Raw genomic sequence first — 24,772 nt, forward strand, 5'->3', positions numbered from 1 at the left:
AGGGGAATCTCGAGTACGATCAGACCGCGCTTGTGAGGCACACCGTCCGTGCTCATGCAAAGGCCTCATACCAGGCTTTCTGAAACGCCTCAACGGCGTTCTGTAGCGCCCCGACCGTGACGAAGGTCCGAAGCTCGGTGTAGGGATCGGGCCCCGTCGCGAAGAAGGGCCGGCCGCCACGGCGGCCGATCGTCGACTCGGAGGTGAACGGCGACGGGCCTTGCGGTGTCGTCAGCATCGATCGGTCACGGCCCGAGCCACGAATGAGCACAGCACCGGTCTGTGCCTCGAGCAAGGCCAATTCGACCAGCGTAAAATTATCCACCCGCGTCGCCGCTATCCGGAGACTCGCTCCAAGAGGAGCCATGGTCACGGGAGCTTCCCCCTCGGCGCTTGAGATGAGGACCACCAGAAGATGGTCGACCCCATGTGCTTTGGCCAATTCCGTGAAAGGCCCGGCGCCGTGCGTCCGCGCCATATTCTGAGGGGGGATCACGGTGACGGCTTTCAGCGGGACCCGGTCGCGAAGCTCGGCGACCATTTCTTCCGCCACGGCGGAGACCGCCGCCTCGGGAAGCGGCGGGGCTGAATCCGAGCCGGTCGTATCGTTGACGAGCACGAGCCCTACCGGTAACGGCGATTCGAACGTCGCCGATGACATCGCCGCGGTAGGACGGGCTGTCGGTTTCGCCGCCCCGAGGTAGGCATCCAGACGCGCCTCCGGCTTCATGGCACAGCCGGCAATCAGCGTGAGTATCGCCACGAGCCCGGCGCACCTGGAGGCGCTCGGCCTTCGAAGCTCGATCGTCATTTCAGCCTCACGGAGTGACCGGTCCCAACGCGTCCGTGCTTGTCTTCTTGGACCCTGACCTCGCGCAGGATTGTTCACTCCCGCCGTCACTCACAGAGCACTCTGGTCACCAACGAATTCTAAAGCCGATCCATGCTCGTCTCAATGCCGCGAGAAGGCCCACCGGCCTGTCAAGAACGCTGTCAATGCAGATCAGTCTCACCCGTACGTTGAAGCCTGTCGATGATCGATGCAAGGATCGGATTCTCTGTCGGGACACTCCGCCCGCCGTTCTTGACTTGACCCTCCACCCTCACGTAGGATTTCCCAGCGAGCGGGCGTAGCTCAGTGGTAGAGTCCTAGCTTCCCAAGCTAGTTGTCGTGGGTTCAAATCCCATCGCCCGCTCCATCCCTCGCTTGGCGTGAGCCGCCCGCTCCTATAAGGCGCGGGCGGAGAAACCCCGCCAGTGACCTGCCTTTTGTCGATTTGAACACACGACAGGGGGAATCCGAAAGGGGGTAGGCCCCCTTTCGTGGGGCGTACACGAGGGGGCTGGCCCCCTTGTGGGAGCTGAGGCGGCAGGGTTCAGGGTCGGCTCGGCGACGGAGTGGGTTCAAATCCCATCGCCCGCTCCATCCCTCGCTTGGCGTGAGCCGCCCGCTCCTATAAGGCGCGGGCGGAGAAACCCCGCCAGTGACTTGCCTCTCCCCCTTTCGTTCTTTCACTGCCATCTTCCCCCTTTCACCCTGCTAAGCCTCCTGCTTGTGGCCGACCAGTCATTGGATCGATTCCTCTTTTGACTTTTCTATTGGTCCGGTCGTAGAGTTCGGCACAGTGTGTATCGGACTGTCTCCTGTGGCGAGGGACGACATGGTCAGGCCGTTGGGTGAGTACCTCAAGGAATGGCGACGACGAGAGGGACTCTCGCTGGAAGATCTTTCGCAGCAGACGGGCGTGTCCGTCGATGTCCTCCGTCGGTTGGAGGCTGGGCACGTGGAAGGGCCGGCAGAAGGGTCGTTCGGAGAATACCTGCGGGCATGCCGGCAAGACCGGGGTTGGTCGCTCGAAGTCGTGGCCCGACAGACTCGGATTCCGCTCCGCTATCTCGAGGCCCTCGAGGCCGATGATCTCGATCAGATCCCTGTTCCCGCCGTCATCGTCAAGGCTTACGTCAAGTCTTATGCCCGATGTGTGGCGCTGACGCCGGTTCAAGAGATCGAAATCCTCCGTCGACTCGAACCGTCGACGGTGCCGACGACTGCACGCCAGCCCGCCGCCGCTGACGCGGAGCCCAGTGGGATCTTCATGCAGGGGAAGCAGGTCGCGCAGGATCTGTATGCACGCGTCGGCGTCTGGCTTCTTATCACCGTCATGAATATCCGACTTCGATGGGAAAGGATCGAGCGGAAGGCCCAGCTTCTGGTGCGAGCCGGCGTGTGGGCCGCTCTCGGGCGCGCGGCTGATGCGAGGCGTGCTTCCAGTACCGCCATTTGTGCCGCGTGGAGTCGCACACGAGCGGACTTCCGCCATGCGGGATCGGCGCTAACAGGTCACCTGGCACGACTGAGCCGGGCGGGATACCAGCTTGGGACGCGAGCGGGAAAGGCCATGCGGGACCTGGGCCAGCGAGCGGCCACCGATATGAGTGTCTGGGCCGACCGGGCTCGACCGTTCGCGATGCGGACCCTCACGGCTACTCAGGCAAGAGGGTCGTCCCTGTGGTCCAAGAGAACCGATCTGGCCGCTGCCCTCTCTGCGGCCTCTCGCCGTGCGCTGTCAGGGATTGCCGCGGCGTTCGCGGTCATGGTCACCCCCAATCTTCCAGGCAGTGTCCATCTCTCACCGGTGTATGGCGACCTTGGGCGTCCTTGGGTCCCCTCACGCGATCGTGCGGTGAAGCTACCGGCGTCCTGCCCGGACCCCACGAGGCAGGGTAAAGTCCCCGTGACCGACCGCCTGAGCCGAGTCCGAGAGGGGAGTGAAATCATGAAGGGATGGGGTTGGACGGTGCAGCACATCCTGGCGATTGTGATCGCGCTGGGTCTCGCCGTCATTCTCGGGCATGTCCCGCTCTTCAAATCCACCGGGTTGGTTGGAACGACTCTCACAGCCGCCCGCATTGCCGAGTGTCTGGGATACGGCGGCGCCGTGGCCCTGTTCTGGTCATTGGGTCGGCGGATTGCGGCTCGCATGCCGGTCTCCACCACCTGGTGGTGGCTGGCTCGGCGTACCATCATGCCGCTCGTGACCTTTCTCGTCGTCTTCGCTGCGTACTACGTCGTTCTTCTCGCCGCCGAACCCTTTCTCTCCAAGGCCGGCCGGCTCATCTATGATTGGACCTTCATCGTGGCGATCATGGTCGCCGCGCTATGGCTCACCTTGGCCGCTTTTTCCAGCCAAAGCCCTGCCGCCGTCGCCGAGGGAGGCGACCCTGACCAGCCGGATGACCTGCTTGTCTGTGCACGGTGCCACGAGACGATGGCTGAAGGCATGGCGTACTGTGGCCGCTGCGGCGCCCCGCTCGTCTAACATCCGGCCAATCCCCGCTTGACTGCGTCCACCATCCTTGCTTGACGGGATATCGCTCGACTCTATACTTAAGCACAATGACGGCTGCCGGCTCGGTGGATGCGGTGTGGCGCATCAGGCAGCGAAACGAACCGTTAGAGGAGGAATCGATGAAGCGCGGGTTGCTTGCAATGCTGATCGTGTCGACCGTCGCAGTCCACTCGCCAATCGTATGGGCGGCCAATCCTGATACCGGGCCCGGGTGCGGACTTGGGAAGTTGGCCTGGGGGGATTTCAAAGGTCAAAAGCAGATTGCTCCGCAGGTCATGATGGCGACGACGAACGGCACGTTCGGCAGCCAGACATTCGGGATTTCCTTCGGCACCTCGGGGTGTACGAACAACGGCGTGATCATGCGTACCGAGCTCGTCAACGCCTTTGCGAGCGCCACGTACGAGAGTCTGTCTCAAGAAATGGCGCAGGGGCACGGGGAGCATTTGACGTCGCTCGCCACGCTGCTCGAGATACCGGCCGAGCAGCAACCGGAGTTCTTTGCGGTTGCTCAGGCCAACTACCGAACGATCATGCAGGCGGAGGACCAGTCGCCCTCGGCCATGGTCAAGTCACTCCAGGCGGCGCTCGCAGCTCACCCCACTTTGGGAAAGACGGCCGATTAGCAGGGATAGGGGTACGAGTAGGGATATGGGATATGGGGTAGGTCATAAGGCTCTACCCCTTACCCCATCCCCCCCTACCACTACTTCCCCGGCTGTCGGACTGACCCCTCCTGCTCTCGCGCTCCTACCGACGTCAGACCCGCCTTCCACGTAGTATGATGTCGTATGTCGCGGTTGACCTTTTCACTGGCTGGTGTCGTCTTCTTCACCGCCTGCGCCACATCACCGCCGGTCATTCCTGAAGCCCTGGAATCGCAGATTGACCGGACGGTGACGTTCACCGAGGTGCTGACCGCGCCTGGCGACTACATCGGCCGGCTGGTCGCCTTCGGCGGAGAGATCCTGAACGCGAAGCGTACTCAAGAGGCCACGGTCTTGGAGATTCTCCAACTGCCCCTCGATGATTGGGAGCCTGCCTCTGACAGAGCCGGCTCACAAGGTCGTTTCCTCGCTCTCAACCGGGCGTTCCTCGACCCTGCCACACTTCCTCCGAAGACCCGCGTCACGGTCGTCGGAGAAGTCACAGGCAGCTCGGTGCGCGCGCTCGATGGGACGGACTATACCTATCCTCAAGTGGACGTCAGGCACATCCACGTCTGGCCGGATGAACCGTTGATGTACGGCCGGCCGCGACCATCATGGGGGATCTCCGTGGGCGGGGGAACAGTGGGGAGAGGCGTGGGATTGGGCGGTGGGATAGGGATCGGCTTCTGAACGCTTGGGTGACCGTCCTTGTGGAGGCCGCGACGAAAGAATCACGTAGGCTCGGAGGACCAACGCCGAGCAATCAGAAACTCGGAGAGTCCCTCCTGGAGATGGGGATTCTCATCCTGAACCAGCCGGGCAATTTCCCGCTCGCACCGGCTCCACTCCCAGGCTTTGATCAGCTTTTCGTTCGAATAGTACATCTGCCGGCGTTGCCCGGGCCGACGCTTGAGATACAAGGGGAACCCGTGTTTCAGGGCTTGGCGAACGGGAGTGCGGCTGTCACGCCATCGCATCCGGCGGCAAATGGCGGGAAGACCCCAGTACTCGAGCGTCGTGCGAGCCTCGTGCTGATCCATTGAAGACAAGCCTGCCATTGCGATCCTGTACGATGACGTCTTGAGCAATTGCCAGGCCAGCGACCTCACCTCCTCTAACTCGCTGAAACCGTTGAAGTCTGTTCGAACAGAGTCGTGGGGTGCGAGCATGAATTTTCATAGGACCTAGTAAATTTCCCGACACTTCGAAAGCATGATGTCTATCTATTTGGACCATCGGCCATCGAAGAGCCCGCCACGAACGGTAAAAATACCTGCAAATGTCTTGGGTTGTCGCAAGGCTTGGATGGCCCACGAAAGAACGGCATGGGTCCATCGGATCAACAGCCCCTTGTCAAGAATTCCGACAGGGTCTCTCTTATCGAGAGCATGCGAGCATTCCTTCAATCGTTTCTTCAGATGCGGAGCGAGACGCTTCCCCTGATTCTCCAAGCCGTGGCCGCACGGGTTCAGCCTCTCTCTTCTCAACAATCGAGCCAAGAAGCGCGTCGCGGATGATCCAAGCCATCGTGGACCAATGGGGCGCGAGCAGTCCCGCACGGCGCGGCAGGGCCCTCGCCGCGATCCCGCGGTCTTGTGCCGGTTCAGGCCGACGCAGCAGTTCCTGCCGGCCTATTGGAGGCGCCTACTGCCTTGGGTAGTCTGTGGTGAAAAGGCTCGGGTCAGTAGGTCGTCAGGCCAGTGCTACTGGGGGATCGACCTCGTCGCCAATGGATGGCGGCGCGACCGGCTCGGGTGGCACTGGCGGGGGCGGACGATACGTCAGGCTGTTGCCCCCAAGGGCCGCAGAGTCAAGGGACCGACCGTCGGCTGTAGGTATTCCTAGTCAGGGTCCTCCTGGTCGGGGCTTCGAGGATCGGATTGTGCTTCGTTCATTGCCGCACGGATATCCTGCAGCTCTCCTTCCAGGAAGCACAATTCCGCCAGCTCCTCGGCGCGCTCGAGTTCCGCCTTGAGCTTGGCGATGTCGCCGATCAAAGACTCGAGCTTCCGTGCAAGCTCTTCGTGTAACCGATCAGCGGCGTCCGACACTGAACTCCTCACCCTGGGCAGCCAGGGTAGCATAGTTCCAATCGCGACGACAGTAGACATCGCCGGGAATTCGGATCGTCATGGACGCTCAAGAGGCCCTGCTCATCGTAGAGAATGACAGCGATATGCGGCAACTGTTGGCCGACGCGCTCTATTACACCGGCTGCCGACTCGTCGAGGCGGGGAATGCCTACGAAGCGTTCGACCGCATCAAGGAATGCCGGCCGCGACTGATTCTGACCGACCTCCGTATGCCGGGCGGTGGGTTGACCTACCTGGCGCAACTCAAAAAGCAAGTCCCGGATGCGACCGTGATCGTGTTGACGGCTTTCGGTGACATCCACACGAAGCATGAGGCGCTCAAGCTCGGTGCCCATGCGTACTTCGACAAACCCGTACGGCTCGCCGAGCTACGGAAAGTCGTGGATGAGGCACTGGTGCAGAGCCAAGAGACGCCGGGCGCTCCCGTTGGCCCGCCAGGACGAAGGTCTTAGGACGCAAAGCCGATTTCCTCCTCGCTTCACCTCCAGTAGGGTGCGGGACCACGAGAGGTGCGGCATGATCCACCGATTTGATTCACACATCACGGAGAGTGGGCTCGGGTTGGCGTTCCTTGCAAGTATGATTGCCGGTCTGATCGCCTCTGTCCTGCTCTCCTTCTGACGGCCCCTCGAACCAGGCCCGCCGATTCCCTCCGCGAGGCCGCTCAGGTCCTCCGCTGCGGCTTCCTTCTCAAGAGCGGCTACTCATACTCGAACCATCCTGATGACGATCAGTTGGCAACGGCGTCAGCGGATCTAACAACATCCGGTGCGATCCCGCTTCGATTGGGACGATCTTCCCTAGGAGCATGCGGCAAAAAAAGCCATCCTCCCCAGGCCATTCGGCCCTAATGCCGGTCACATGGCCGCGATACCCTAGGATATGTTCCAAGAACGCCGCCGCCATACTCGATTTCCTCTGCACGCCAGCGTCTCGTTCATCGGTGCCGGCATCGTCGGTACCGGCACCATGTATAATGTTTCTCGCGGCGGCTGCGCCGTCACCACCTATTCACCCATCATCAAGACGGCGACCTTGAGATTGCTCCTCTATGTCGCTGAGGAGGAGCCCCTCGTCGTGGAAGAGGGCTCCGTTCGCTGGACCGACGGCTATAAATTCGGTCTGGAATTCATCATGATGCGCGTGGGCGATCACACCCGCTTACAGCGTTACCTGGAAAAGCTGGAGGTCGCATAGTCCTCGTCCGACACGCTCTTTCTCATCCGCCGCGTGCAGCTTCCCGCCATCCCGACGCCTCGGGCCGGCTGCCATTCCGACTGGCCGTCCACGAAAAACGTGCTACAGTCTTTGAGCGAAGGGCTCAGGAAGCAAGGGAACCAGTTCACCCAGGAGGGCGCATGAGTGTACCGCTGCTGACGGTCAAAGAAGAAGATGTGTCGTCGTTCTTCAGAGATCTCGAGCGGGCTCGGCTCGAGGCCCAGCGCATTTGCGAATTCCACGGCCGCGTCCATCGCGCCGCGCCCCAGCATCACGTGCAGGACATACGGGGCCGGCGGGATCTTCAGCGTCTCACCACCTCTTAAATGATTCCTCCTCTTGCAGCCCCGTCTGGTACGCAGACGGGCTCGTTCTCCTCGTTTCCATAAGGCGACCCTGATCCGACCGGCCGGCGCTTCGAGACCGGCCGCTGAGGCCTTGCGCTGCTCGCCGGTCTGTCGTAGTGTAGGGAAAACACCATAGCGAGATGGAACGGCTTCTCTGACCTTTCTAGAGCTATGCTTCTCCGCCTGATCGTTGCGGGTCTCGTCGGTCTCTCGAGCATCGTCCCATCCACCTATCTGCAGCCGCCCCATGCGTCCTCGGCCGCCGGCACGGCCGGTGAGGCTGATCCCCAATCGGTCCAGCATGGTCGTGTGGATTGGGAGGACTTGAAGCGTGCACACCAATCCGGGCGCGTCCGTGCCGTCGTCGTGGCGCCCACCCAAGCGTATGACAAGACCCTGAGGGTCTGGGTCGAGATTCCCGCCGGTGCCGAGCTCACCACGATTCATGCGGGCTGCACGGGATGGATGAACGGCTTCGTGCACGCCGGCTATGATGGCCGCCACGACCTGTACTTTCGAGAATGGGATGTGCGCGTCACGGAGACGCTGAGCAGCACGGTGCTCGATGGGAGCGGAAGCCCCTGTCAGCGGCCGTCACTGACGCGAGAGCTGATCGTCGCCGCGCAGCGTGAGGGGCTCGTGCAGGCGTTCACCAACAAGCCGGTACGCGTGATGGGCGAAAACGGTGCGCTTGTATACGTAGGGACGCGCTTTCGCGCCGGGGACGCGTTCGAAGTCGAATGGCTGACCCGATCGACCACCGGTATCCTCAGGATTCCGGCCAACCGCTCGGTGACGATTGAAAACGAGCCCTGCAAGCCTGTGACGCAGGTTCGGATTACGTACGGCGGCGGCACGTTTCGTATCCGGGCCGCCGATCTCGACGTGCGGATCGCCGGAGAAAATCTCGCCAAGACACCGCTCGGGCCGGCCGCAACCGTGCTCTGCGATTGACGCTCCTCCCAGAAAGAAGCTCCGACGCATCGCGCAATCGCCCAGGCCCCGGCCGCGCGGATCGTCTTCCCGCTCATGCCCGATCCTACCATTCCGAACGCCGGTGACCCGCCATGACTTGCCGCACGATCTGTATCCCTGACACCGCTCAGTCATTCATCCGATGCCAGGTCCGGCACGGGAAGAACAGAGGCGTGTACTCGCAAGCGACGGCTGTGAGCGAGGCTATGGAGCCAGGCGTGAGGAGAGGCGCGGGAGGCGGAATCGCACGATCAGGAGAGGTATCGATCGGCATGAAATCTCCGTTCACTCCACCGGTCGGGCTGGAGGATCAGAGACAACGGCGCAAAAACCGCAAGCACGGCCAAGAGGGCCAGGGCAAGGAAGAGGGCTAGCGTCGCCTTCATGGTCCCAAGGATCATGACCACACCTCAACGAGACAGGTGATCACTACGGCAGGAGTCACTCTTATTTTAGTCCGTTCCGAGCGGATTGTGTAGTGGTTCAGTGAGGGCAACACGCGCCTTGCGGAGTCCACTCAATGCACACAAAGATTCCCATCTGGAGGGCTGGACTAGTCAGGGAGTTGGAGGAGCTCCAGTTCCCCATTGACCTGAACCACAGACGATCTTCATCTGTTGTAAGCGGAGGAGATTCCGGCGCTGCACTGGGGAGAGGCTTCGCCTAGTGAGGCGCCGGTATACGCAAGCGAGGGTGGGACCTCTGCCGGGGTTTTTAGAAAGGCGTGCTGGACTCTCCAGCAGGCCTTTTTTTATTTTCGGAGCAGGCCGAGCCCGGGTCATTCTTCCGTGCTCGCGCAACGCGCGGACTGCACATAGGCCTTCGTGGGACGGGCGCAGTATGGAGAACCACCGGGTCCGGCCGCCGGCCTGCTGAATGTAATCGGCAGTCGTTACGGAGATCGAAGAAACCGCTGCGCCTTGATCGCTTGCCTGTCTTCTGTCGTTTTCATAAACTGGGCACGTTGCATCCCGAAAGGAGGCCCGCCATGCTCAAGACAGTGAATGCTCTAAGCTGTTGCCTCGCCTTGGCAATCGCGGCTGAACTTGCACGAGCCCAAGAGGCACCGCCAGCCCCGACGCCTGCGTTGGAGGCAGTCCCAGCGCCTGCACCAGAGGCTGGCACCAAAGCCACTCCCGCGGACGGCCATGTCATCCACGTCACGGCACCGCACTTGATCGATGGAAAGGTACGGGGTCCGTTCCATCACTACTGCAAGGTGGTCTCTCCCGAGCCGTTCATCGAGTGCCTGCTGTACGAGACGGACGACGCCAATGCGAAGCTCATCGGCGTGGAATACATTGTCGCCAAGACCGTGACGCGCGATGAGAAGGTCCTCCCAAAGAAGGCCTGGAAAAAGTTCTGGCATGATCATAACGAGGAGATTGTCACAGGGAACGTCAAAGTCCTGGACATGCCTCCCGACAAGGCCAAGGAACTGGCCGACACCGTGGCCAAGACCGACGGCATCATCTTTTCACTCTGGCCGGAGGGAGCCAAGCTGCCGACCGGGAAGGTGAGCATGGGCATGATGGTGCGGCATGCCACACACCAATGACAGGCCATGATACGCCGAGCCCGCTGATCGTAAAGGTCAGCGGGCTTTTTAATTTTCTGACATGCCAACGTCCCGCGGCCGAGATCGCTCGGGAACCCTGCAAATGTTCGGGTCGATCGCGGGCGCCGAATCCCTCTTGCTGAGCTTCGACGAGGATTGGAACCTCGACGTCGTCATGGCGGAGGCGCCGCACGGGACGGCTCCCTCATTGTTCCGCAAGAACATCGCGAATGCGATGGCCATGATCCTCGCTGGCGCGGCGCTCCTGTCCTACATCGGCGGCCAAGCGGCTTTTGTCTCTCAGGCGATTTCGGAGGCGGTCTTCGCAGCCGTGTACGAAGGGATCCGTACCGCAGACCTGAAGGGACGTGCCACGACGACCGAATTCACGGACGAAGTCATCAGACGCACGAGCGCGAGGCTAGCGAGAGCAACCAAAGGATGACAGCCCCCAGCGGACGCTAAACGTTAATCGTGAACTGTTAAACGTGATGGGACGTTGCAGGCGTTGGCTCCGTTGTGAGGGTTCAGTCTATTAGCTCATCGACTCGATGCCCCTCGCGAGTAACGAATAACGTTGAACGATTAACGTCCTTCGATCTTCGCTTTCGCCCAGACACGGAGGGCTGCCCGTCCATCGTGGAGCCACGGGTTGCCGTGGGCCATCAGCAAGTGCTCGAATTGCTTCTCGGCCAGCCGGCGGTAGGCAGCCTTCAGTCCTCGTTTCACGCGTTGGGCTTGAGACGGAACGTCCACGAGCAGCTCGTCGGGGACGAAGGAGAGAGGGCCGTTGCCGTCGCGGATCACCCCGTCGGCTACGGCCACAGCCTTGACGCGGGGGAGGAGCAGCGCGGACTCGTCGGGGCAGAGAACGCCGATCTTGAACGCCCGTGCACCTCCTGGCAGAGCGTCGCCCGGAGCGAACGGTCGAGCCTTGAGCTCCGGACTGACGTCATAGAGCCCGGCGCGGTGGCACCAGACGGTGCAGCCAAAGGCGGCAACGAGCCGAGCGCTGTGCCGTTCGTGCAGCCGGTTGGTGAGGAGGATGTGCTCTGGCGGCCCATGCCGCTCCAACCATGCCAGCCCGCCGGGAGTCGGCAACAGCGGGTCGATGAGAATACGCGCTCGGGCAAGGTAGTACGAGCTTACGCGTATACGAATCTCGGGATGGATCGCCGTCCAGTGAAACAGCCCGGGGGCGATCTGCTTGGGGAGTGCCATGGGCCCCATCCTCGTGGTACAGCCATACCACACCCGTAAGCCGATATCCAACCGCTGGTTTGCCGGATGTATCTACAACGCTGAACGGAGTGGGGCAGGGGTCTTGGCTTTGACAATGCGCTCAACTGATGCCGCGGACTTGGCTGCACCTCAACCTGTGCAATAAGTCCCAGCCCGAGCAGAATGAGAATCTGGCCCGCGCATATTACCCCTGACCAAGCCATCCGTCTTCAAGAGGACCTACGGAGAAAGGTCATTCGACGGGGACAAGTCGGACGGCCTCGTTGGATCGCTGGAGCCGATGTGGCATTCGAGACGGACTCCGATGTGATCTATGCCGCTGTCGTTGTTCTGGCTTTCCCGAGTCTGCAAGTCATCGAAACCGTGACGGTCCGTGATCGCGTGAAGTTCCCCTATATACCCGGGCTTTTGTCCTTTCGTGAGGCGCCCAGTGTCGTGAACGCTATCACACAGCTCACACACCGGCCCGACGTGATCTTCATCGATGGTCATGGAATCTGCCATCCCCGGCAGGCGGGTATTGCTTGTCACGTCGGGGTGCTGTTGGATTGCCCGGTCATCGGCTGCGCCAAGTCGGTGCTGACCGGCACCTATCGGATGCCAGAGCACGATCGAGGCTCGGTATCGTATCTGTACGACAACGAGGGGCAGGTCCTGGGAGCAGCGGTCCGCACGCGAGACGGGGTGCGGCCTGTCTTCGTCTCGATCGGGCACCGGATCAGTTTAGCGCGAGCGATCAAGCTGACGCTTGCCTGTGCCAAGGGATATCGGATACCGGAACCGACCCGGCAAGCGCATCTACTGGCTGAGTGCGCGAAGCGCAACGCGGGCCGCACACGCTAAAAGCGTGCTCCTCCACGCTGCCCGCTCTTCTGGCGCCGGAGCGCCGTCGTCTGCCTAGCTGTCCATCATTTCGAGCCGTGCGTCGAACTCGTAACCACATTGGGTGCAGCGAATGACATGTGATTCGACAGTGATCTCCTCAATCCGAATGCCAAACCCGCCATGCTGAAATAAAGGGGTCGCGAGTCTTTAAGCCGGCTCTTCCAAGCGACGAAGAATTTCCTCGTCCATGGCGGTTGATTCCTGTACGTAGGCCTCGACCGAGCCCAGCGTTCCCTCCAGTTCAGTCTCGCTGAGAATGCCCTTCGCTTTGAGTAGATCGGTCAGCCTCACCACTTCTCCATTGAGGCGACTCAGCCGCAAGCTCAAATAGCGGAACATCTCTTTTTCTGCCGCCGTCAGAGGCATAGTTCTCCTCTCACCAGTCAACGCGCCGTCCTAGTCCTCAGCCTGGCTTCCGCTTGTGTATGACGACGTGATTGCCGTCCGAGTCTTCGACCACGGCCATCCGGCACACGGGAGTCTCAAAGGCTTCTTGGATGAAGGGCACGGCTCGCTCCTTCAGCCGACGGACAAACGCATCGAAGTCGGATGTCTCAAACCCGACGACCGCTCCCTTGGCTCCTGGACTATGCCCCATGTCCGTGGTCGTGATGGCAAAGGTGGAACCCCCGACGTCATACTCGACCCATTGGTCCTGAAAATTGTAGCCCTGTTTCAGGCCCAGCACGTGTTCATAAAACTGTCTGGCCCGATGCATGTTGCTGACCGGATAGACGGTGAAGGCAATGGAGGTAATCATCTGGCCTCCTCGGGTTAATGCCCACGGAACTTCTGCGCGCAACGGGAGCAAAACCGTGCCAATGAATTGCTGAATGCCATGACGCACTGAGGATCCGAACAGTGCGGAAGCGTCAAACAGGGATTCGTCGGCTCTCGCCTTGCTTCGTCTCAGCTCGCTTCTTCGGCTTGATCATGAGCATCGATCCACGATGCTCGTCTACCGTCGCCGATGTGTGGTGATTGACGGCGGCGAGGACTGGCGCGCGGGAAGATTGACGACTGCACCCGCATGTCACTGTGCTCACCCATTCGTATCCTGACCAGGCCTTCGGACTCAAGGATGGCTCACCGTGTCCGGCCTATGCCACCTCCCAAGCCGGCGGACAATTGGGCATTTTCCAATGTTGCCGAGTCAGAGGCATGTTCTGGAAGTCCCGAGGCCGGTGAGCAATCGCTCAGCTCGCTGGTCAAAAGTGACTGGGGACTGCTCATCATCACGTCGCATGGCGTGTTCTTCACACCCATGCACGGCTATCGGGATGTCGTCACGGAACAGGAAATGCGCGTTAGCAGAGCGGCAACCTGGAGCATCGCCGGTCCTGCGTCGTATCGGTCCTCACCGAACTCGATGGAGTCAGAAGGGCCGACCTTCGTTTCTCACGTTGATGATCGGGCATCAGCCTGTACTTCACGGGGCGATGACCGCATTGCTCCGTGAGGCGATCGCCTCACCCGAAAAATGATGCACCCGTTTCATTGTCCAACGGCGGGCTCCTGTCATACAAAGAACCATAGTCGGTTCTCGCTTCGATGACGAGGGACTTCGAGTGAATGAAGTGGATGATGAAGGGGGGAGGTGCAGGACAACGGAGGTGGGCTATGAAATGTTTAGACCACATAGATATGGCGGTGATGGCGGGAGCGGTCACGGTCGCCGCCAGCACTGCGTTCTTTTTCGCGCATCTGGGAGTTGAGCAGCCACTGTTGACGCCACCGACCGTGATGACCTCAGAGAAGTTTCTCGAGCAAGAACTGGCCAGGACCATCGAGGAGGCCGTCGTGACGCCGGCGCTCGTGACGGAGGCACATGAGCGCGCCCAGGCCGCATTGGGCGCCGCCATCGTGCGGCTCAGCCAGGTGCAGGCGAGGACAGCAGCCTTCATCCCCGCCGTGGCGGGGAGCGCTGCTCTCGATGTTGAGGCGAGGCGCGACTTCTTGGAGGGGGTCTTCAAGCTCCCGGCAGATTGGCGAGGAGCGGAATTTGCGGCCAGGAAACAGCAGGCCGATGCGATCGCCCAGGAAGATCTCGGCCGGGCGATCGTCACCGGCAGTCAGGATCTCGAGAGGGCGCTCGAAGCGGCTGAAGCCGAATACGGGTCGGCGCTGGTCGCTGCGGCCAAGGCGAATGAACGGGCAGCGCTTGAGCCGCGGGCTTCGCAGGCGACGATCATCGCGGCGGCGACCGCATTGACAGCTCTTGCCGAGCGGATCGCGTTCACGCCGGCGGCCGAAATCACACCCGATCCTGCCTGGGGCCATGGTTCGATCGGTGATGGCGCGATCATCCCCCTCATGATTCTGGGCGCCGGGGCTCTTCTCTTCGCGGCGGCCGGCGCTGGGATGATGACGGAACGCGGTGCCTCGACGCGCACCGTGGAGACCCATTGTGACGTCCATGAAAAAGACGTGGTGGTCGACATGTTGGTCAGTGATGATCGGCCATACGAGGTCATCCGGTGTTCGGCATTCAACGGCGGACCGATGACCTGCGATAAACATTGCTTGAAGCTGGCCGTATTACAAGCGGCCTAGCCGCAGATTCATGAACGCTTCTCCTGCAGGGTGCGGGTTTCACGCACCCAAGCCCGGCGTCTTGGCGGGTTCGGGACGAACCGTCACGAAGGAAGAATGCGGCGTAAGCCAACGCCTAACCTAGTCAGCGATTCGAGGATGCGGCTCTTGCAAGACGGCGGGTCCTTCCGCGCCCTGCGTCTCTCGATCACGGGTACTCCGCAAACTATAAGCTGAATCACGCGCCTTTACCTTCCCATTGATTTGCCGGTTCTGGAGGATCAGGATAGAAATCGTCACCGCAATTCCACCCCTTCAAGGCCCACCCAACCGGGCTCCGGAAAGGAGGTCGCCATGGCTATCCTAGGGAGACTTCGAGAGTATCTCGACAGCAATAAGGTCACGTATCAGGTCTTGGGCCATCAAGAGGCCTACACGGCGCCGGAGGTGGCTCATGTGCTTCACATACCGGGGAAAGAGTTGGCCAAGGTCGTGATGGTCAAGGCCGGTGAACGGTTTGTGATGGTGGTGCTCCCATCCAACTGGCAGATCGATTTGAAGCGCCTTGCCGAGATCCTGGGGACCCGGGACGCACGGCTTGCCAGCGAGGAAGAGTTCAAGGGATTGTTTCCTGACTGCGAGGTCGGGGCCATGCCGCCCTTCGGCAACCTCTACGGCTTGGAGGTCTATGTCGACCGCTTGCTGACCGAGGATGAGGAGATTGTCTTCCAGGACGGGTCCCATCTTGGGGCCATCAAGCTCCGCTATCAGGACTTTGCCGATTTGGTTCATCCAACGGTCGCCGAGTTCCATCGAACACCTGCGAAACTGGCCAGCTAGCAAGACGATCGGAGACGCCATCCTACCGAAGAAGGGGGCCGAGCCGACTCCTTGCTGCGCACGTGCGAGCTCGGCCGCGGACTTCTTCTGTGTCGGATAGATGCCGGTCGGGATGCCCGCCCGTTATCGATGACCGTCACCCTGCCGCCGATATGGATGGTCCCTTCGATCGTCTGCTCGAGCGGTCCATCCTGTCGGAGTCTGCATGCTACCTCCCTTAAGTGCTGAAGGTGGATCTAACGCAGCAACGGGCAGAGGACTCTGCGCTCCCGAGAGCGTCAGAGAGAAAGAATGCAGGGAGGGAGCAAAGACAGAGAAAAGGGAGTGGTCGCGAAGCGGGTGAAAGTGCGGTAAGTTGTTTCGCCGATTAAGTGCCAAGTCGCGACATCAGGAGAGTCATGTGAGTGGCGAGAGATGCCGACAGAGGTCCTGATCAGGGTATCAGCGTTTCTCGGGGTGCTGAGCTTGATGGCGTCCTGGGAGGTGCTGATCCCCCGGCGCCGCCTGACTACCTACAAGGGCAGACGGTGGGTCGCGAACCTCTCCGTCGTGACGTTGGACGCCGTCATCATTCGGCTGCTGTTCGCCGCCGGGGCGGTCGGCGCCGCAATACTGGCTGCTGAGCGAACCTGGGGCATCCTGAACCATCTGAGCTGGCCAGACTGGCTTGAAGTAGCTCTGGCCGTCGTTGCGCTGGATTTTGTTCTGTATCTGCAGCACGTGATGTTCCATGCCGTGCCCCTGTTCTGGCGGTTCCACATGATGCATCATGCTGACTTGGACTGCGATGTGACCACCGGGCTCCGGTTCCATCCGGTTGAAGTGGTCCTGTCGATGCTCATCAAGCTCGCCGCGATTGGGATCGTAGGCCCATCGCCTCAAGCCGTGCTGAGCTTCGAAGTTCTGCTCAATGCGACCTCCATGTTTAACCACAGCAACGTGCGCATGCCGGCTGCGCTTGACCAATGCGTGCGCTGGATCCTGGTGACTCCTGATATGCATCGCGTTCACCATTCGATCCTGCCACGAGAGACGAACGCGAACTTCGGGTTCAATCTCCCGTGGTGGGATCGGCTGCTGGGAACCTATAGACCCCAGCCGGAAGGGGGGCACGAGCGGATGACGCTCGGCTTGAACCAGTTCAGGGACCCGGCCCATTTGACGCTCATGGGACTACTCCTGCTTCCCTTTACCGGAATGCCGGGTGACTACCCGTTGAGCCGTCATCGGTGACGGCGTAGATTCAAGAGCCCGGATGCCCGTTGTAGCAGTCTTTGAACAGCACGCATCCGAATACGATGCGTGGTTCGACGCACACGCGTTCGTCTATCAGGCCGAAGTGGCTGCGCTCCGGAAACTCACTCCTGGCGGGGGACTGAGCCTTGAGGTAGGCATCGGAACCGGGCGCTTTGCAGTCCCGCTTGGGATCCTATGCGGAATCGATCCCAGTCGGCGGATGCTGGCAATTGCTCGGCAGCGTAGCCTTCGAGTCTGCCAGGCTGTCGGCGAGCAGTTACCCTTCCGCGAGGGACTGTTCGACGTTGTCCTGCTCGTCACCGTCATCTGCTTCGTGGATGATGTGCCGATCTTGCTCCGGGAACTCAGGCGGGTACTGAAGTCAGGCGGCCACCTGATCATCGGTTTCATCAACCGGAACAGTGAGCTTGGGCGGTTGTACGAGTCACGGAAGGAAACAGGTTCCTTTTACCGGGATGCACGATTTTATTCGGTGGAGGAAGTGGCTGGCCCAGTGCAGGAAGCCGGGCTCCGCTCGCTGCGGTTCTGTGAAACCCTGTTGGGCGATCCAGAGAAACTCGGGCCGAGAGGGTTGGAGGTTCGTGACGGCTATGCCAATGGTGCGTTCGTCGTGCTCAGGGCGCAGAAAACGTAAGCAATGAGGTGAGGCATGAAGATCCTCTTGATTCTCAACGATGCCCCCTATGGTTCCGAGAAAGTCTACAACGCGTTGCGCCTTGCGATGAAGTTGCAGCAGGAGCATGCCGAGGCAGGGATCCGCGTCTTTCTGATGGCGGACGCCGTCACTGCCGCCTTGCCCGCCCAGACCACGCCTCAGGGGTACTACAACATCGAACGGATGCTCAAAGCCGTGATCAGCAAACAGGGGGAAGTCAAAGCATGCGGTACCTGTGTGGAGGCGCGCGGGCTGGAAAAGCTTACCCTGCTCGAAGGCATCGAGGTCAGCACGATGAGCCAGCTAGCCCAATGGGTCGTTGACTCGGACAAAGTGCTGACGTTGTGAGCAGAAAGGTGATGCCGTGGTCGGCGGCATTCGATCCGATTGCCACCTGCCAATGCCCCATACGGACCGACGTGGCTTGCCAACAGATCCTCTCGTTCGAATGGACAGTCCCGACGCAATTCTTCTCACTCGGCTCCTCCATCATTGGGAAAAGCATGGCGGAAAGGTGCTTGCCGATCACGTGCCTACCGATTGAACTAATGGATAGGGCGTGGTGAAATACCATAGCGGTAGGCCCAATAAGGGGTGTTGCGAATCGCTCCCAACGGGCTCCATCGAGCTCTTCTTCTTATGGAACGCTCAGTGATCACAATGCTGACCCGGACCGCCGACGGGGCGATGCTCGCCGACGAGCAGGGAATCGTCGTGCTCTGGAACAGAGCGGCGGAACGCTTGCTCGGGTTCTCAAGGTCCGACGTGCTTGGACGGTCTTGCCATGAGGTACTGCGAGGCATGACGCTCGCCGGCCATCCGTTCTGTTCCCCTTCATGCCCCGTGAGCCAACGGCTCAGCTGTGGCGGCGGGGTGGGCAATTTCGAGATCCAGACTCGTACAAAGGCTGGGAAGATCATCTGGCTCAATGTCAGCTCCCTTGTGATCCGCTCAAGAAAGAAGGATCGGTTCCTGTTTGTCCATCTGTTCAGGGATATCGGGAGACAGGCGAAAGTACGGCAGTTAGTGAAGGAGCTGCAATCCGTGCTGTCCGCTCCCGACGAGGGACGAGTTCCTCACACGCGGCATACCCCGTCTCCCGCGTGCCCCTCGGGGGCAGTACCCGATATTCCCTCCACCTTCCCGCTGAGCAGACGAGAGCGAGAGGTTTTACAGCACCTGGCTTTGGGTGAGCGCACCACACGTATTGCCGATGCGCTCTGCATCAGCACGGCCACGGTGCGCAATCATGTCCAACACATCTTCGAAAAACTCGGGGCGCACAGCCGCCTCGAGGCCCTCGCCGTCGTCTTCCATCATCACACGCCGTCCTCCTAATCTGAGACAAGATCCTCCGGCCTGAGTTCATCCAGCCTTGGCCCCCGAGCCTCATTCGTCTTCTGGTCCAGATGCATCTGGACCACTCCCAAAATGATGCAGCCGGCTCATTGTTCCTAGGACACGCCTGATTCAGCATGTAGCTGCGGAGTCAGTTTCTCACATCAAGATCTCGGTGAGGTCGTTCAGGAGCAGGGATTTCGGACCAAAGGGGGAAGGTGGGTCGGGGTGCGCGATGGGGATCATCGACCGCAGGCAAACGGCAGCGATCCTGCTGGCCCTAGCGGGCCTCAGCCTAGGGGGACTGGGTTGTTCAGTGTCAGCTCCGGTGGCCGAACACGACTGGCTCGATGCCCTGATGCAGGCGGTGCTGGTCGAGCAAGCCAATGAAGGGCCGTTTTGGGGCACATTCGCTCCTTACGTTGCCCAACTGGAAGCCGTGCGGGCGCATCTCCGAAACGAGGATACGGCAGCGGGGTATCGGGCGATGAATCGATTGATGGATATGCTCGAACAGCGCGAGAACGGCATTGCTCCTGAGGCGGCGGACCGGCTGTTTGATTACTGCTATCTCGTGACGCCGGCACAGTACCATGACGTGTCTCGGCATATCGACCGGTTCATCGAGCATCAGTTTGGAGACATTGCCGGCTGACCTGAACAGTTTCCAGAAGGGAGGTGTGCCATGAGGAGAGCCAGACGTGTTGCGATGACCTCGCTGTGCTTCGCGGCTGTGTTGGCGCTGGGCTCCTTGTTGGGAACGGGCGTGACGGAGGGGGCCACGACGGAGAAGGAGACTCCGGAGCTGACGATCCAGGTGACCATCAAGAAGATGGAGTTCCATGTCACGGGCTACGGGCGAGAGGGGAATCCGATCGCCATCGTGGTCCACAACGAAGACGGGGTGACCCATGGATTCTACTCCCCCTTGTTCAAGGACACGCCGGTCCGCCTTGAAGGCGACGGGTATCAAGTTGCAGGGAAGGACGGCCCGGCGTTCCGCGTGGATCCGGGGAAGACCATGACGCTCCATTTCACCAAGGGCTCAGCGGAAGCCCCGCTCACGATGATGAGCCCGCTCATGCGCCACGTGATTTGGTGCGATATGCACCCGGATGTGAAGGGGGAAATGTTCATCATCGAACGCCGGGAGGGATGATGGATGCACGGACTCTCATTTGAGCCTTATCTCGGGCAGCTGCTGCTTGTGTGGCATACGTTGCGACGCAACGAGCTCCATGGAACGTATGTGGCCCTGAACCGATTCATGGAAATGCTGGAGACTCATGAGGCTGGGATCAGACCTGAAGTTGCAGAGGCAATCTGGGACTTTTGCTACCGGTCACCCCAACTGCGTTTATGATGACCAGCGGCATACGTGGAGGGGAGCAATGTTTTGGGAGGAATGATCATGGGAGGAATGGTCAAAATGGAAGACCCAGCGAGAGTGGGGTAGAAACCCCATAGAGGTGCAACATGACGCAGGGACCGGACAGAATGATCAATAGCGTGGTGGTGGTGATCAGTGTGATCGCCTGTTTCTTCATACCGATGGCAGGAACGGCCGACACGTCGCCTGTCTATCCCTATTGGATAGACGACATCAAGGGCGCCATCGCTTTCTATCGAGGCGATGCCTATTATAAAAAGGAGTATCCGAATGCTAGGTGGGATCTCTATCTCGAGCAGATGGGCAAGGTGGAGACCGCCTATCAGAAGGGGGACGTGCACGGGACCTATGTGGCGATGAATCGGTTCATGGACATGCTGGAAGCCCGCTATGGGGAAATCCCGGCACAGCCGGCAAACGAGTTGTTCAACCTCTGTAATTTCGTCGCGCCGCCGGAGTTCCACGACGTGACACGCCATGCCGGGCCGCCGCGAATGGAGCAACCCAGAATACCTGACGCAGCACAGTGGCCTGGATAGATCAAGGTGGAAGGATAGATCGATATTCTCTTGTCAGGTGGCTGGACCATAGCCTCACGTCGCAAGAGGAACCCGTGAAACAGCTCACCACCATGCTGGAACGGGCAGCCGACGGCGCGGTGGTCGTGGACCATGAGGGTAAGATTGTGCTCTGGAATCGAGTCGCCGAACGCCTCTTGGGGTTTCGAGCGACAGAGGTTGTGGGTCGCTTCTGCCATGACGTACTGCGCGGCGAAACGCTGAGCGGCCGCCCCTTGTGTTCGCCCTCCTGCCCGATCGGTTCCTGCATCGCCCGGGGTGGTGGTGTCCGGCACTTCGATATGCAGACGCACACCAAGGACGGACGCCTGGTGTGGCTCAATGTCAGTTCATTGCCTGTGCCTTCTCGAAAAGCCGGCACGTTCTGGGTCGCGCACCTGTTCCGGGATGTCACCACGCTGGCCAAAGTCTCCCAGTTGGTTCAGGAGCTTCATGCCGTCGCCTGCCCGATTCAGGTGCGCTCGCCGGGGTCTTGTCCTGGATCCATGCCGGACATCCCTACGGCGCTGCCGCTCAGTCAACGGGAGCGGGAGATCCTTCGCCGGCTTGTGACCGGCGAGAGCACCACGGACATAGCCATGGCGCTCGGCATCACACCCAAAACGGTGCGCAACCATATCCAGCGTCTCCTTGAAAAGCTCGGTGCCCACAGTCGACTGCAAGCGCTCGCGATCGCATTTCCACCTGGCCCGTCGCCTGCTGTTTGATCTGCAGTTCTGATCGCTCCTCAGTGAACCCTCGCTGGCCTCTGGCTCCTTGGGCCATTAGGGCCGTTTGCCCAAGACATAAAATGAAGCGCCCGGCTCATTGTGCGCGGACACGGCCGGCCATAGGGTGAACAGTGACACACGACCCGGCTGGCTTTGAGCGAACGGCACGGGGAAGGAGGTGGCGTCAGGAGCAGTCGTGCCAGGAAGTCTCCTGATCAGGATCGTTGCTGTGAGATGAACGAGATTCGGCGAGAAAGGAGGACGCGCCATGAGCAAATGGAAAAACAGAAGTTATGCAGCGGGCCTTGCTGTCGTCTTCGTCGCCAGCGTATTCACCGGCGAGACGGCTCAGGCAGGCGAGTTTCGATGGGTGGCCTCGGAGATGATGCCGCCACGGTGGTCGATCTGGCAGCCCAGCCAAGTCATGATGGAAGAAGAGGACTTGAAAGACGGGCTGACGTTCATCCTGGAGAACCCCACCAAGGAGGAACACGCATTCGCCGTCCGAGGCATGTTTGAGATGCTTGCAGAAAAGAGCACAGAAGCCGTGGCGCCCGGGGAGGAACCGGGCATGGTGTACCACTTGAAACCGATACGCGTCACAGTGCTTCCGGGCGAGACCAAACGCATCACCGTGAGCACGGCGCAATTCGAGGGAGCCCGGGTGAGCGGACCAGGACAGCTCTTCCGTGTCTGGTGTCCGCTTCACAAGGATCGACATCTGGGCGGGCACATCTATTTTGTCGGGTCGCGGTGAGACGTGATCGGGGACGGCACCGGCGGAACGGGGCGCCCTTCCATCTGGCGCTTGTCCCCGCATTCCGAATGGGGACAGGTCCCAAGCAGAAGGGGGGACTTTTCTGGATATGGGATGAAGTCCGGAAGCTGACAAGAAGCGGAGGGCGGAACAATGAAACCCACTCTTTATCAGAGGATATGGCTGGCAGGCTTGCTCGCCGCGATCCTTCTCGTTTCGGTGAACGGCGAATCCGGGGTGCTGCTACAACGAGATGGATGGCTTGAGGAGTTGACCGGGTTCGTCGTAGTGCAGCAAGGCACCGCGCTCACCAATGGAGAATCCACGATATTTGAGGTCTATCTGGACCAACTCAACCTCGTGCATCGCTTCTACGAGAATGGTGATCAGGAGCGAACTTACGCGGCCATGAACCGCTTCATGGACATGCTGGAAGCCAGAGAAGGCGGGATCAGCGCCATGGCCGCCGACATGATCTGGGATTACTGCTACAAGGTGACGCCGCCGGCTTTGCATGACGTGAAGCGCCACAAGCAGTGGTGGGATAAGACCGTAGATTGGGACGAGTTCTTTTGGGGCGATGGGTGATCGATGCGGCAGGGATGGCTGTGAACCGGACCTGTTGAGGGGCAGTACGGTGGAGGATCGCCATGGCACGTCGGATGCGGCCTCGTCATAGTCTCGTTCTGTTGGCCCTGGCCTTGGGAGCAGTCGCCATCCCAGCGGGGCCGGAGCCTGCGCTGGCGGGGGTCGATTCGCAGGTGATTCTCGAGGCGAAACGCGCGACGGTCGGGATCCTGCGAGAGGCCGAACGATTTCAGTTCCAGGGCACGGGTGTTCATATCGGCGACGGGTATATCGTCACAGCCCGCCATGTAGTCACTATGCAAGGCGCCGACAAAGCGATTCTGCCGTCCGTGACCATCTTGACGCAGGATCTGCACGAACTGACCGCATTTTTGGTCGGAGAGCACGCGCCGATTGATCTCGCGGTCTATCGGGTGGAGGCGGGCGCCGCGTGGAAGCTGCCGGGGGCTGTCTTGTTCGCGGCTAGCGATCCTCAGGCCGGTGAGGAGGTCTTTACCGTTGGATTTCCGTTGGATCGCGGCGCGACGGTCACCTATGGACGCGTCGGGAGCGAGGGGACTTTTTTGTTTACCGTGCCGTCGAGACTGCTCCAATTGGACCTCTCGGTCTGCAGCGGCAACTCGGGGGGAGGACTCTTTAACGACCAGGGAGCGGTGGTGGGCGTCATCCATGCGATCATTCAGACTGAGCAGGTACAAGGCAAGGGAGGCTGCAGCCGTATGGCATTTGCGATTCCGGCCACCGCGGCACAGCGCGTCGCCCGAGACCTTCGAGAACGGAAGCGACCCCTGGTTCCATGGCTTGGGATTGCCATGGAAGCCGTCAAATGGGAAAGCCGCTGGCGCGTGCGCATCGTGAAGGTCGAAGGACCCGCTTTCGAGGGCGGCTTGAAGGTCGGTGATGTCATTCTTGCCATCGACCAGATTGAGATCTTAACGCCGGCTGAGTTGAAGAGCTTTCTCCTGGAGACAGCGCAGCCGAATCAGACGGTTCTCTTGCACATTCTGCGTGGGAATACGGAGTTTCACATGCGAGTGGTGCTCGGGGAATTCAGCAGCGGCTGAGGTGGTGCACAAGCAATCAAGATTCTTGGCATCTTCCCATCATGGGACCACCCCTATACGGAAGAGGTGATCGCAGCCCGCCTTTTTGCTTCTGCCACGTGGATTCCCCGTTGCCTGCCCTGAGGTATTTGGCGACAGTGTCCGGCTTGCTTGTGACCTGAAACACCCCAATTAGCTTGCTCGCGACAATTCTTCCTGAAGGAGCAAAGGAAGAAAAGCCCAAGCGATATCAACAAGTTTAGAGTGGCCAGCAGGGGATGAGATGGGCATATCCCGTGCTTGATATCTATACAGGGGAAGAGGTGAGTGGCTCTGGTTACCGCCGAAGCGCGTGCGACCGAGGGGCTGCGCCAACGTGGATTTCTACAAACGAAGGGCCTGAATGAAGACTTCTTCACGTGTATGTTTGCGATCGCGCGCGTCAGCGGCTGGTTGGCTCACTGGCTGGAGCAGATCAAGGCCAATAAGCTCTTCCGCCCGGACCAGATCTACGACGGACGGCATGGCCGAGTCGATGCCCCGATCGAGCGCCGCGCAAACGAGGGAGGGCATCATGACAAAGGCGGACGATAACACAGAAATGAAGCCCGGAGAGGAGCGCGAGGAGACACCACCCTACGAAAAGCCCAGTCATTGTTTGCTCTGCGGGCAGGTGGGGCCGGCCCTCTTGTATGGGCATTGGATCTGCGACCGTTGCAAGAACGTGGTCCAGGCGGAAGCGTTGGCGAAGAGGCGACAGGCCGTA

General features: G+C 60.4%; 29 protein-coding genes, 1 tRNA gene and 1 pseudogene. 25 read left to right on the plus strand and 6 right to left on the minus strand.

Annotated features, from left to right (window positions below; genetic code table 11):
- Positions 1–52 precede the first annotated feature (52 nt).
- Positions 53–763, minus strand: coding sequence for a hypothetical protein (locus tag ACWHYV_RS11450; protein ID WP_447976629.1), 711 nt, complete (start codon positions 761–763; stop codon positions 53–55).
- 361 nt (positions 764–1,124) lie between these two features.
- Here ACWHYV_RS11450 and ACWHYV_RS11455 point away from each other — a divergent pair.
- From ACWHYV_RS11455 to ACWHYV_RS11470, 4 genes are all read left to right on the plus strand, one after another.
- Positions 1,125–1,199: transfer RNA gene (locus ACWHYV_RS11455), tRNA-Gly, on the plus strand.
- 462 nt (positions 1,200–1,661) lie between these two features.
- Positions 1,662–3,320 carry a helix-turn-helix domain-containing protein gene (locus ACWHYV_RS11460; protein WP_447976630.1) on the plus strand — a complete coding sequence of 553 codons (1,659 nt, stop codon included), beginning with the start codon at positions 1,662–1,664 and terminating at the stop codon, positions 3,318–3,320.
- 149 nt (positions 3,321–3,469) lie between these two features.
- Complete coding sequence (locus ACWHYV_RS11465) at positions 3,470–3,976, plus strand: DUF3015 domain-containing protein (protein WP_447976631.1); 507 nt, start codon at positions 3,470–3,472, stop codon at positions 3,974–3,976.
- Positions 3,977–4,141: 165 nt separating this feature from the next.
- Positions 4,142–4,690, plus strand: coding sequence for a Slp family lipoprotein (locus ACWHYV_RS11470; RefSeq protein WP_447976632.1), 549 nt, complete (start codon positions 4,142–4,144; stop codon positions 4,688–4,690).
- Between the two features lie 41 nt (positions 4,691–4,731).
- Here ACWHYV_RS11470 and ACWHYV_RS11475 read toward each other — a convergent pair whose 3' ends face one another.
- Both ACWHYV_RS11475 and ACWHYV_RS11480 read right to left on the minus strand, forming a co-directional pair.
- Positions 4,732–5,040 (minus strand): hypothetical protein, encoded by a 309-nt coding sequence (locus tag ACWHYV_RS11475; protein ID WP_447976633.1) that lies wholly within the window; start codon positions 5,038–5,040, stop codon positions 4,732–4,734.
- Between the two features lie 801 nt (positions 5,041–5,841).
- Positions 5,842–6,051, minus strand: a complete 210-nt coding sequence (locus ACWHYV_RS11480) for a hypothetical protein (RefSeq protein WP_447976634.1) — start codon at positions 6,049–6,051, stop codon at positions 5,842–5,844.
- 80 nt (positions 6,052–6,131) lie between these two features.
- Between ACWHYV_RS11480 and ACWHYV_RS11485 the strand changes: the two genes are divergently transcribed.
- From ACWHYV_RS11485 to ACWHYV_RS11510, 6 genes and pseudogenes are all read left to right on the plus strand, one after another.
- The gene (locus ACWHYV_RS11485) at positions 6,132–6,545 is read left to right on the plus strand and encodes a response regulator (RefSeq protein ID WP_447976635.1); all 414 of its coding nucleotides are present in this window, start codon (positions 6,132–6,134) and stop codon (positions 6,543–6,545) included.
- 430 nt (positions 6,546–6,975) lie between these two features.
- Complete coding sequence (locus ACWHYV_RS11490; protein ID WP_447976636.1) at positions 6,976–7,290, plus strand: PilZ domain-containing protein; 315 nt, start codon at positions 6,976–6,978, stop codon at positions 7,288–7,290.
- A 161-nt stretch (positions 7,291–7,451) separates the two neighbouring features.
- The gene (locus tag ACWHYV_RS11495) at positions 7,452–7,637 is read left to right on the plus strand and encodes a hypothetical protein (RefSeq protein WP_447976637.1); all 186 of its coding nucleotides are present in this window, start codon (positions 7,452–7,454) and stop codon (positions 7,635–7,637) included.
- A 192-nt stretch (positions 7,638–7,829) separates the two neighbouring features.
- A complete protein-coding gene (locus tag ACWHYV_RS11500) occupies positions 7,830–8,612 on the plus strand; it encodes a hypothetical protein (protein ID WP_447976638.1) in 783 nt (260 codons plus the stop codon).
- Between the two features lie 1,195 nt (positions 8,613–9,807).
- The gene (locus ACWHYV_RS11505) at positions 9,808–10,191 is read left to right on the plus strand and encodes a DUF1264 domain-containing protein (RefSeq protein ID WP_447976639.1); all 384 of its coding nucleotides are present in this window, start codon (positions 9,808–9,810) and stop codon (positions 10,189–10,191) included.
- 97 nt (positions 10,192–10,288) lie between these two features.
- Positions 10,289–10,636 (plus strand): annotated as a pseudogene (locus ACWHYV_RS11510) (isocitrate/isopropylmalate family dehydrogenase); the annotation flags it as partial.
- A 140-nt stretch (positions 10,637–10,776) separates the two neighbouring features.
- Here ACWHYV_RS11510 and ACWHYV_RS11515 read toward each other — a convergent pair.
- Positions 10,777–11,412 (minus strand): hypothetical protein, encoded by a 636-nt coding sequence (locus ACWHYV_RS11515; protein WP_447976640.1) that lies wholly within the window; start codon positions 11,410–11,412, stop codon positions 10,777–10,779.
- Positions 11,413–11,595: 183 nt separating this feature from the next.
- Between ACWHYV_RS11515 and nfi the strand changes: the two genes are divergently transcribed.
- The gene (nfi, locus tag ACWHYV_RS11520) at positions 11,596–12,276 is read left to right on the plus strand and encodes a deoxyribonuclease V (protein WP_447976641.1); all 681 of its coding nucleotides are present in this window, start codon (positions 11,596–11,598) and stop codon (positions 12,274–12,276) included.
- Between the two features lie 189 nt (positions 12,277–12,465).
- On the opposite strand, the gene ACWHYV_RS11525 is transcribed toward nfi, so the two are convergent.
- A complete protein-coding gene (locus ACWHYV_RS11525) occupies positions 12,466–12,684 on the minus strand; it encodes a hypothetical protein (RefSeq protein ID WP_447976642.1) in 219 nt (72 codons plus the stop codon).
- Between the two features lie 37 nt (positions 12,685–12,721).
- The gene (locus ACWHYV_RS11530) at positions 12,722–13,078 is read right to left on the minus strand and encodes a VOC family protein (protein ID WP_447976643.1); all 357 of its coding nucleotides are present in this window, start codon (positions 13,076–13,078) and stop codon (positions 12,722–12,724) included.
- 860 nt (positions 13,079–13,938) lie between these two features.
- Between ACWHYV_RS11530 and ACWHYV_RS11535 the strand changes: the two genes are divergently transcribed.
- From ACWHYV_RS11535 to ACWHYV_RS11600, 14 genes are all read left to right on the plus strand, one after another.
- On the plus strand, positions 13,939–14,871 hold the full coding sequence (locus tag ACWHYV_RS11535; protein ID WP_447976644.1) for a hypothetical protein: 933 nt from the start codon (positions 13,939–13,941) through the stop codon (positions 14,869–14,871).
- Between the two features lie 333 nt (positions 14,872–15,204).
- Positions 15,205–15,690 carry an aminoacyl-tRNA deacylase gene (locus ACWHYV_RS11540; protein ID WP_447976645.1) on the plus strand — a complete coding sequence of 162 codons (486 nt, stop codon included), beginning with the start codon at positions 15,205–15,207 and terminating at the stop codon, positions 15,688–15,690.
- Positions 15,691–16,104: 414 nt separating this feature from the next.
- Positions 16,105–16,923: a sterol desaturase family protein gene (locus tag ACWHYV_RS11545; RefSeq protein WP_447976646.1), complete on the plus strand. Its 819-nt coding sequence runs from the start codon at positions 16,105–16,107 to the stop codon at positions 16,921–16,923.
- A gap of 22 nt (positions 16,924–16,945) precedes the next feature.
- On the plus strand, positions 16,946–17,581 hold the full coding sequence (locus ACWHYV_RS11550; protein ID WP_447976647.1) for a class I SAM-dependent methyltransferase: 636 nt from the start codon (positions 16,946–16,948) through the stop codon (positions 17,579–17,581).
- Positions 17,582–17,596: 15 nt separating this feature from the next.
- Entirely contained in the window at positions 17,597–17,950 is a 354-nt protein-coding gene (locus ACWHYV_RS11555; RefSeq protein WP_447976648.1) for a DsrE/DsrF/TusD sulfur relay family protein, read from the plus strand.
- Between the two features lie 312 nt (positions 17,951–18,262).
- Positions 18,263–18,940: a LuxR C-terminal-related transcriptional regulator gene (locus ACWHYV_RS11560; RefSeq protein ID WP_447976649.1), complete on the plus strand. Its 678-nt coding sequence runs from the start codon at positions 18,263–18,265 to the stop codon at positions 18,938–18,940.
- A gap of 235 nt (positions 18,941–19,175) precedes the next feature.
- Entirely contained in the window at positions 19,176–19,595 is a 420-nt protein-coding gene (locus ACWHYV_RS11565; protein WP_447976650.1) for a hypothetical protein, read from the plus strand.
- A 30-nt stretch (positions 19,596–19,625) separates the two neighbouring features.
- Entirely contained in the window at positions 19,626–20,099 is a 474-nt protein-coding gene (locus ACWHYV_RS11570; protein WP_447976651.1) for a hypothetical protein, read from the plus strand.
- A gap of 338 nt (positions 20,100–20,437) precedes the next feature.
- Positions 20,438–20,869: a hypothetical protein gene (locus ACWHYV_RS11575; protein WP_447976652.1), complete on the plus strand. Its 432-nt coding sequence runs from the start codon at positions 20,438–20,440 to the stop codon at positions 20,867–20,869.
- A 74-nt stretch (positions 20,870–20,943) separates the two neighbouring features.
- The gene (locus tag ACWHYV_RS11580; RefSeq protein ID WP_447976653.1) at positions 20,944–21,615 is read left to right on the plus strand and encodes a LuxR C-terminal-related transcriptional regulator; all 672 of its coding nucleotides are present in this window, start codon (positions 20,944–20,946) and stop codon (positions 21,613–21,615) included.
- A 271-nt stretch (positions 21,616–21,886) separates the two neighbouring features.
- Complete coding sequence (locus ACWHYV_RS11585) at positions 21,887–22,375, plus strand: hypothetical protein (RefSeq protein ID WP_447976654.1); 489 nt, start codon at positions 21,887–21,889, stop codon at positions 22,373–22,375.
- Between the two features lie 153 nt (positions 22,376–22,528).
- Complete coding sequence (locus ACWHYV_RS11590) at positions 22,529–22,963, plus strand: hypothetical protein (protein ID WP_447976655.1); 435 nt, start codon at positions 22,529–22,531, stop codon at positions 22,961–22,963.
- Between the two features lie 62 nt (positions 22,964–23,025).
- Entirely contained in the window at positions 23,026–24,027 is a 1,002-nt protein-coding gene (locus tag ACWHYV_RS11595) for a S1C family serine protease (protein WP_447976656.1), read from the plus strand.
- Between the two features lie 306 nt (positions 24,028–24,333).
- Entirely contained in the window at positions 24,334–24,600 is a 267-nt protein-coding gene (locus tag ACWHYV_RS11600; protein ID WP_447976657.1) for a citrate/2-methylcitrate synthase, read from the plus strand.
- Positions 24,601–24,772 lie beyond the last annotated feature (172 nt).

Source organism: Candidatus Nitrospira bockiana (genome assembly GCF_965152565.1).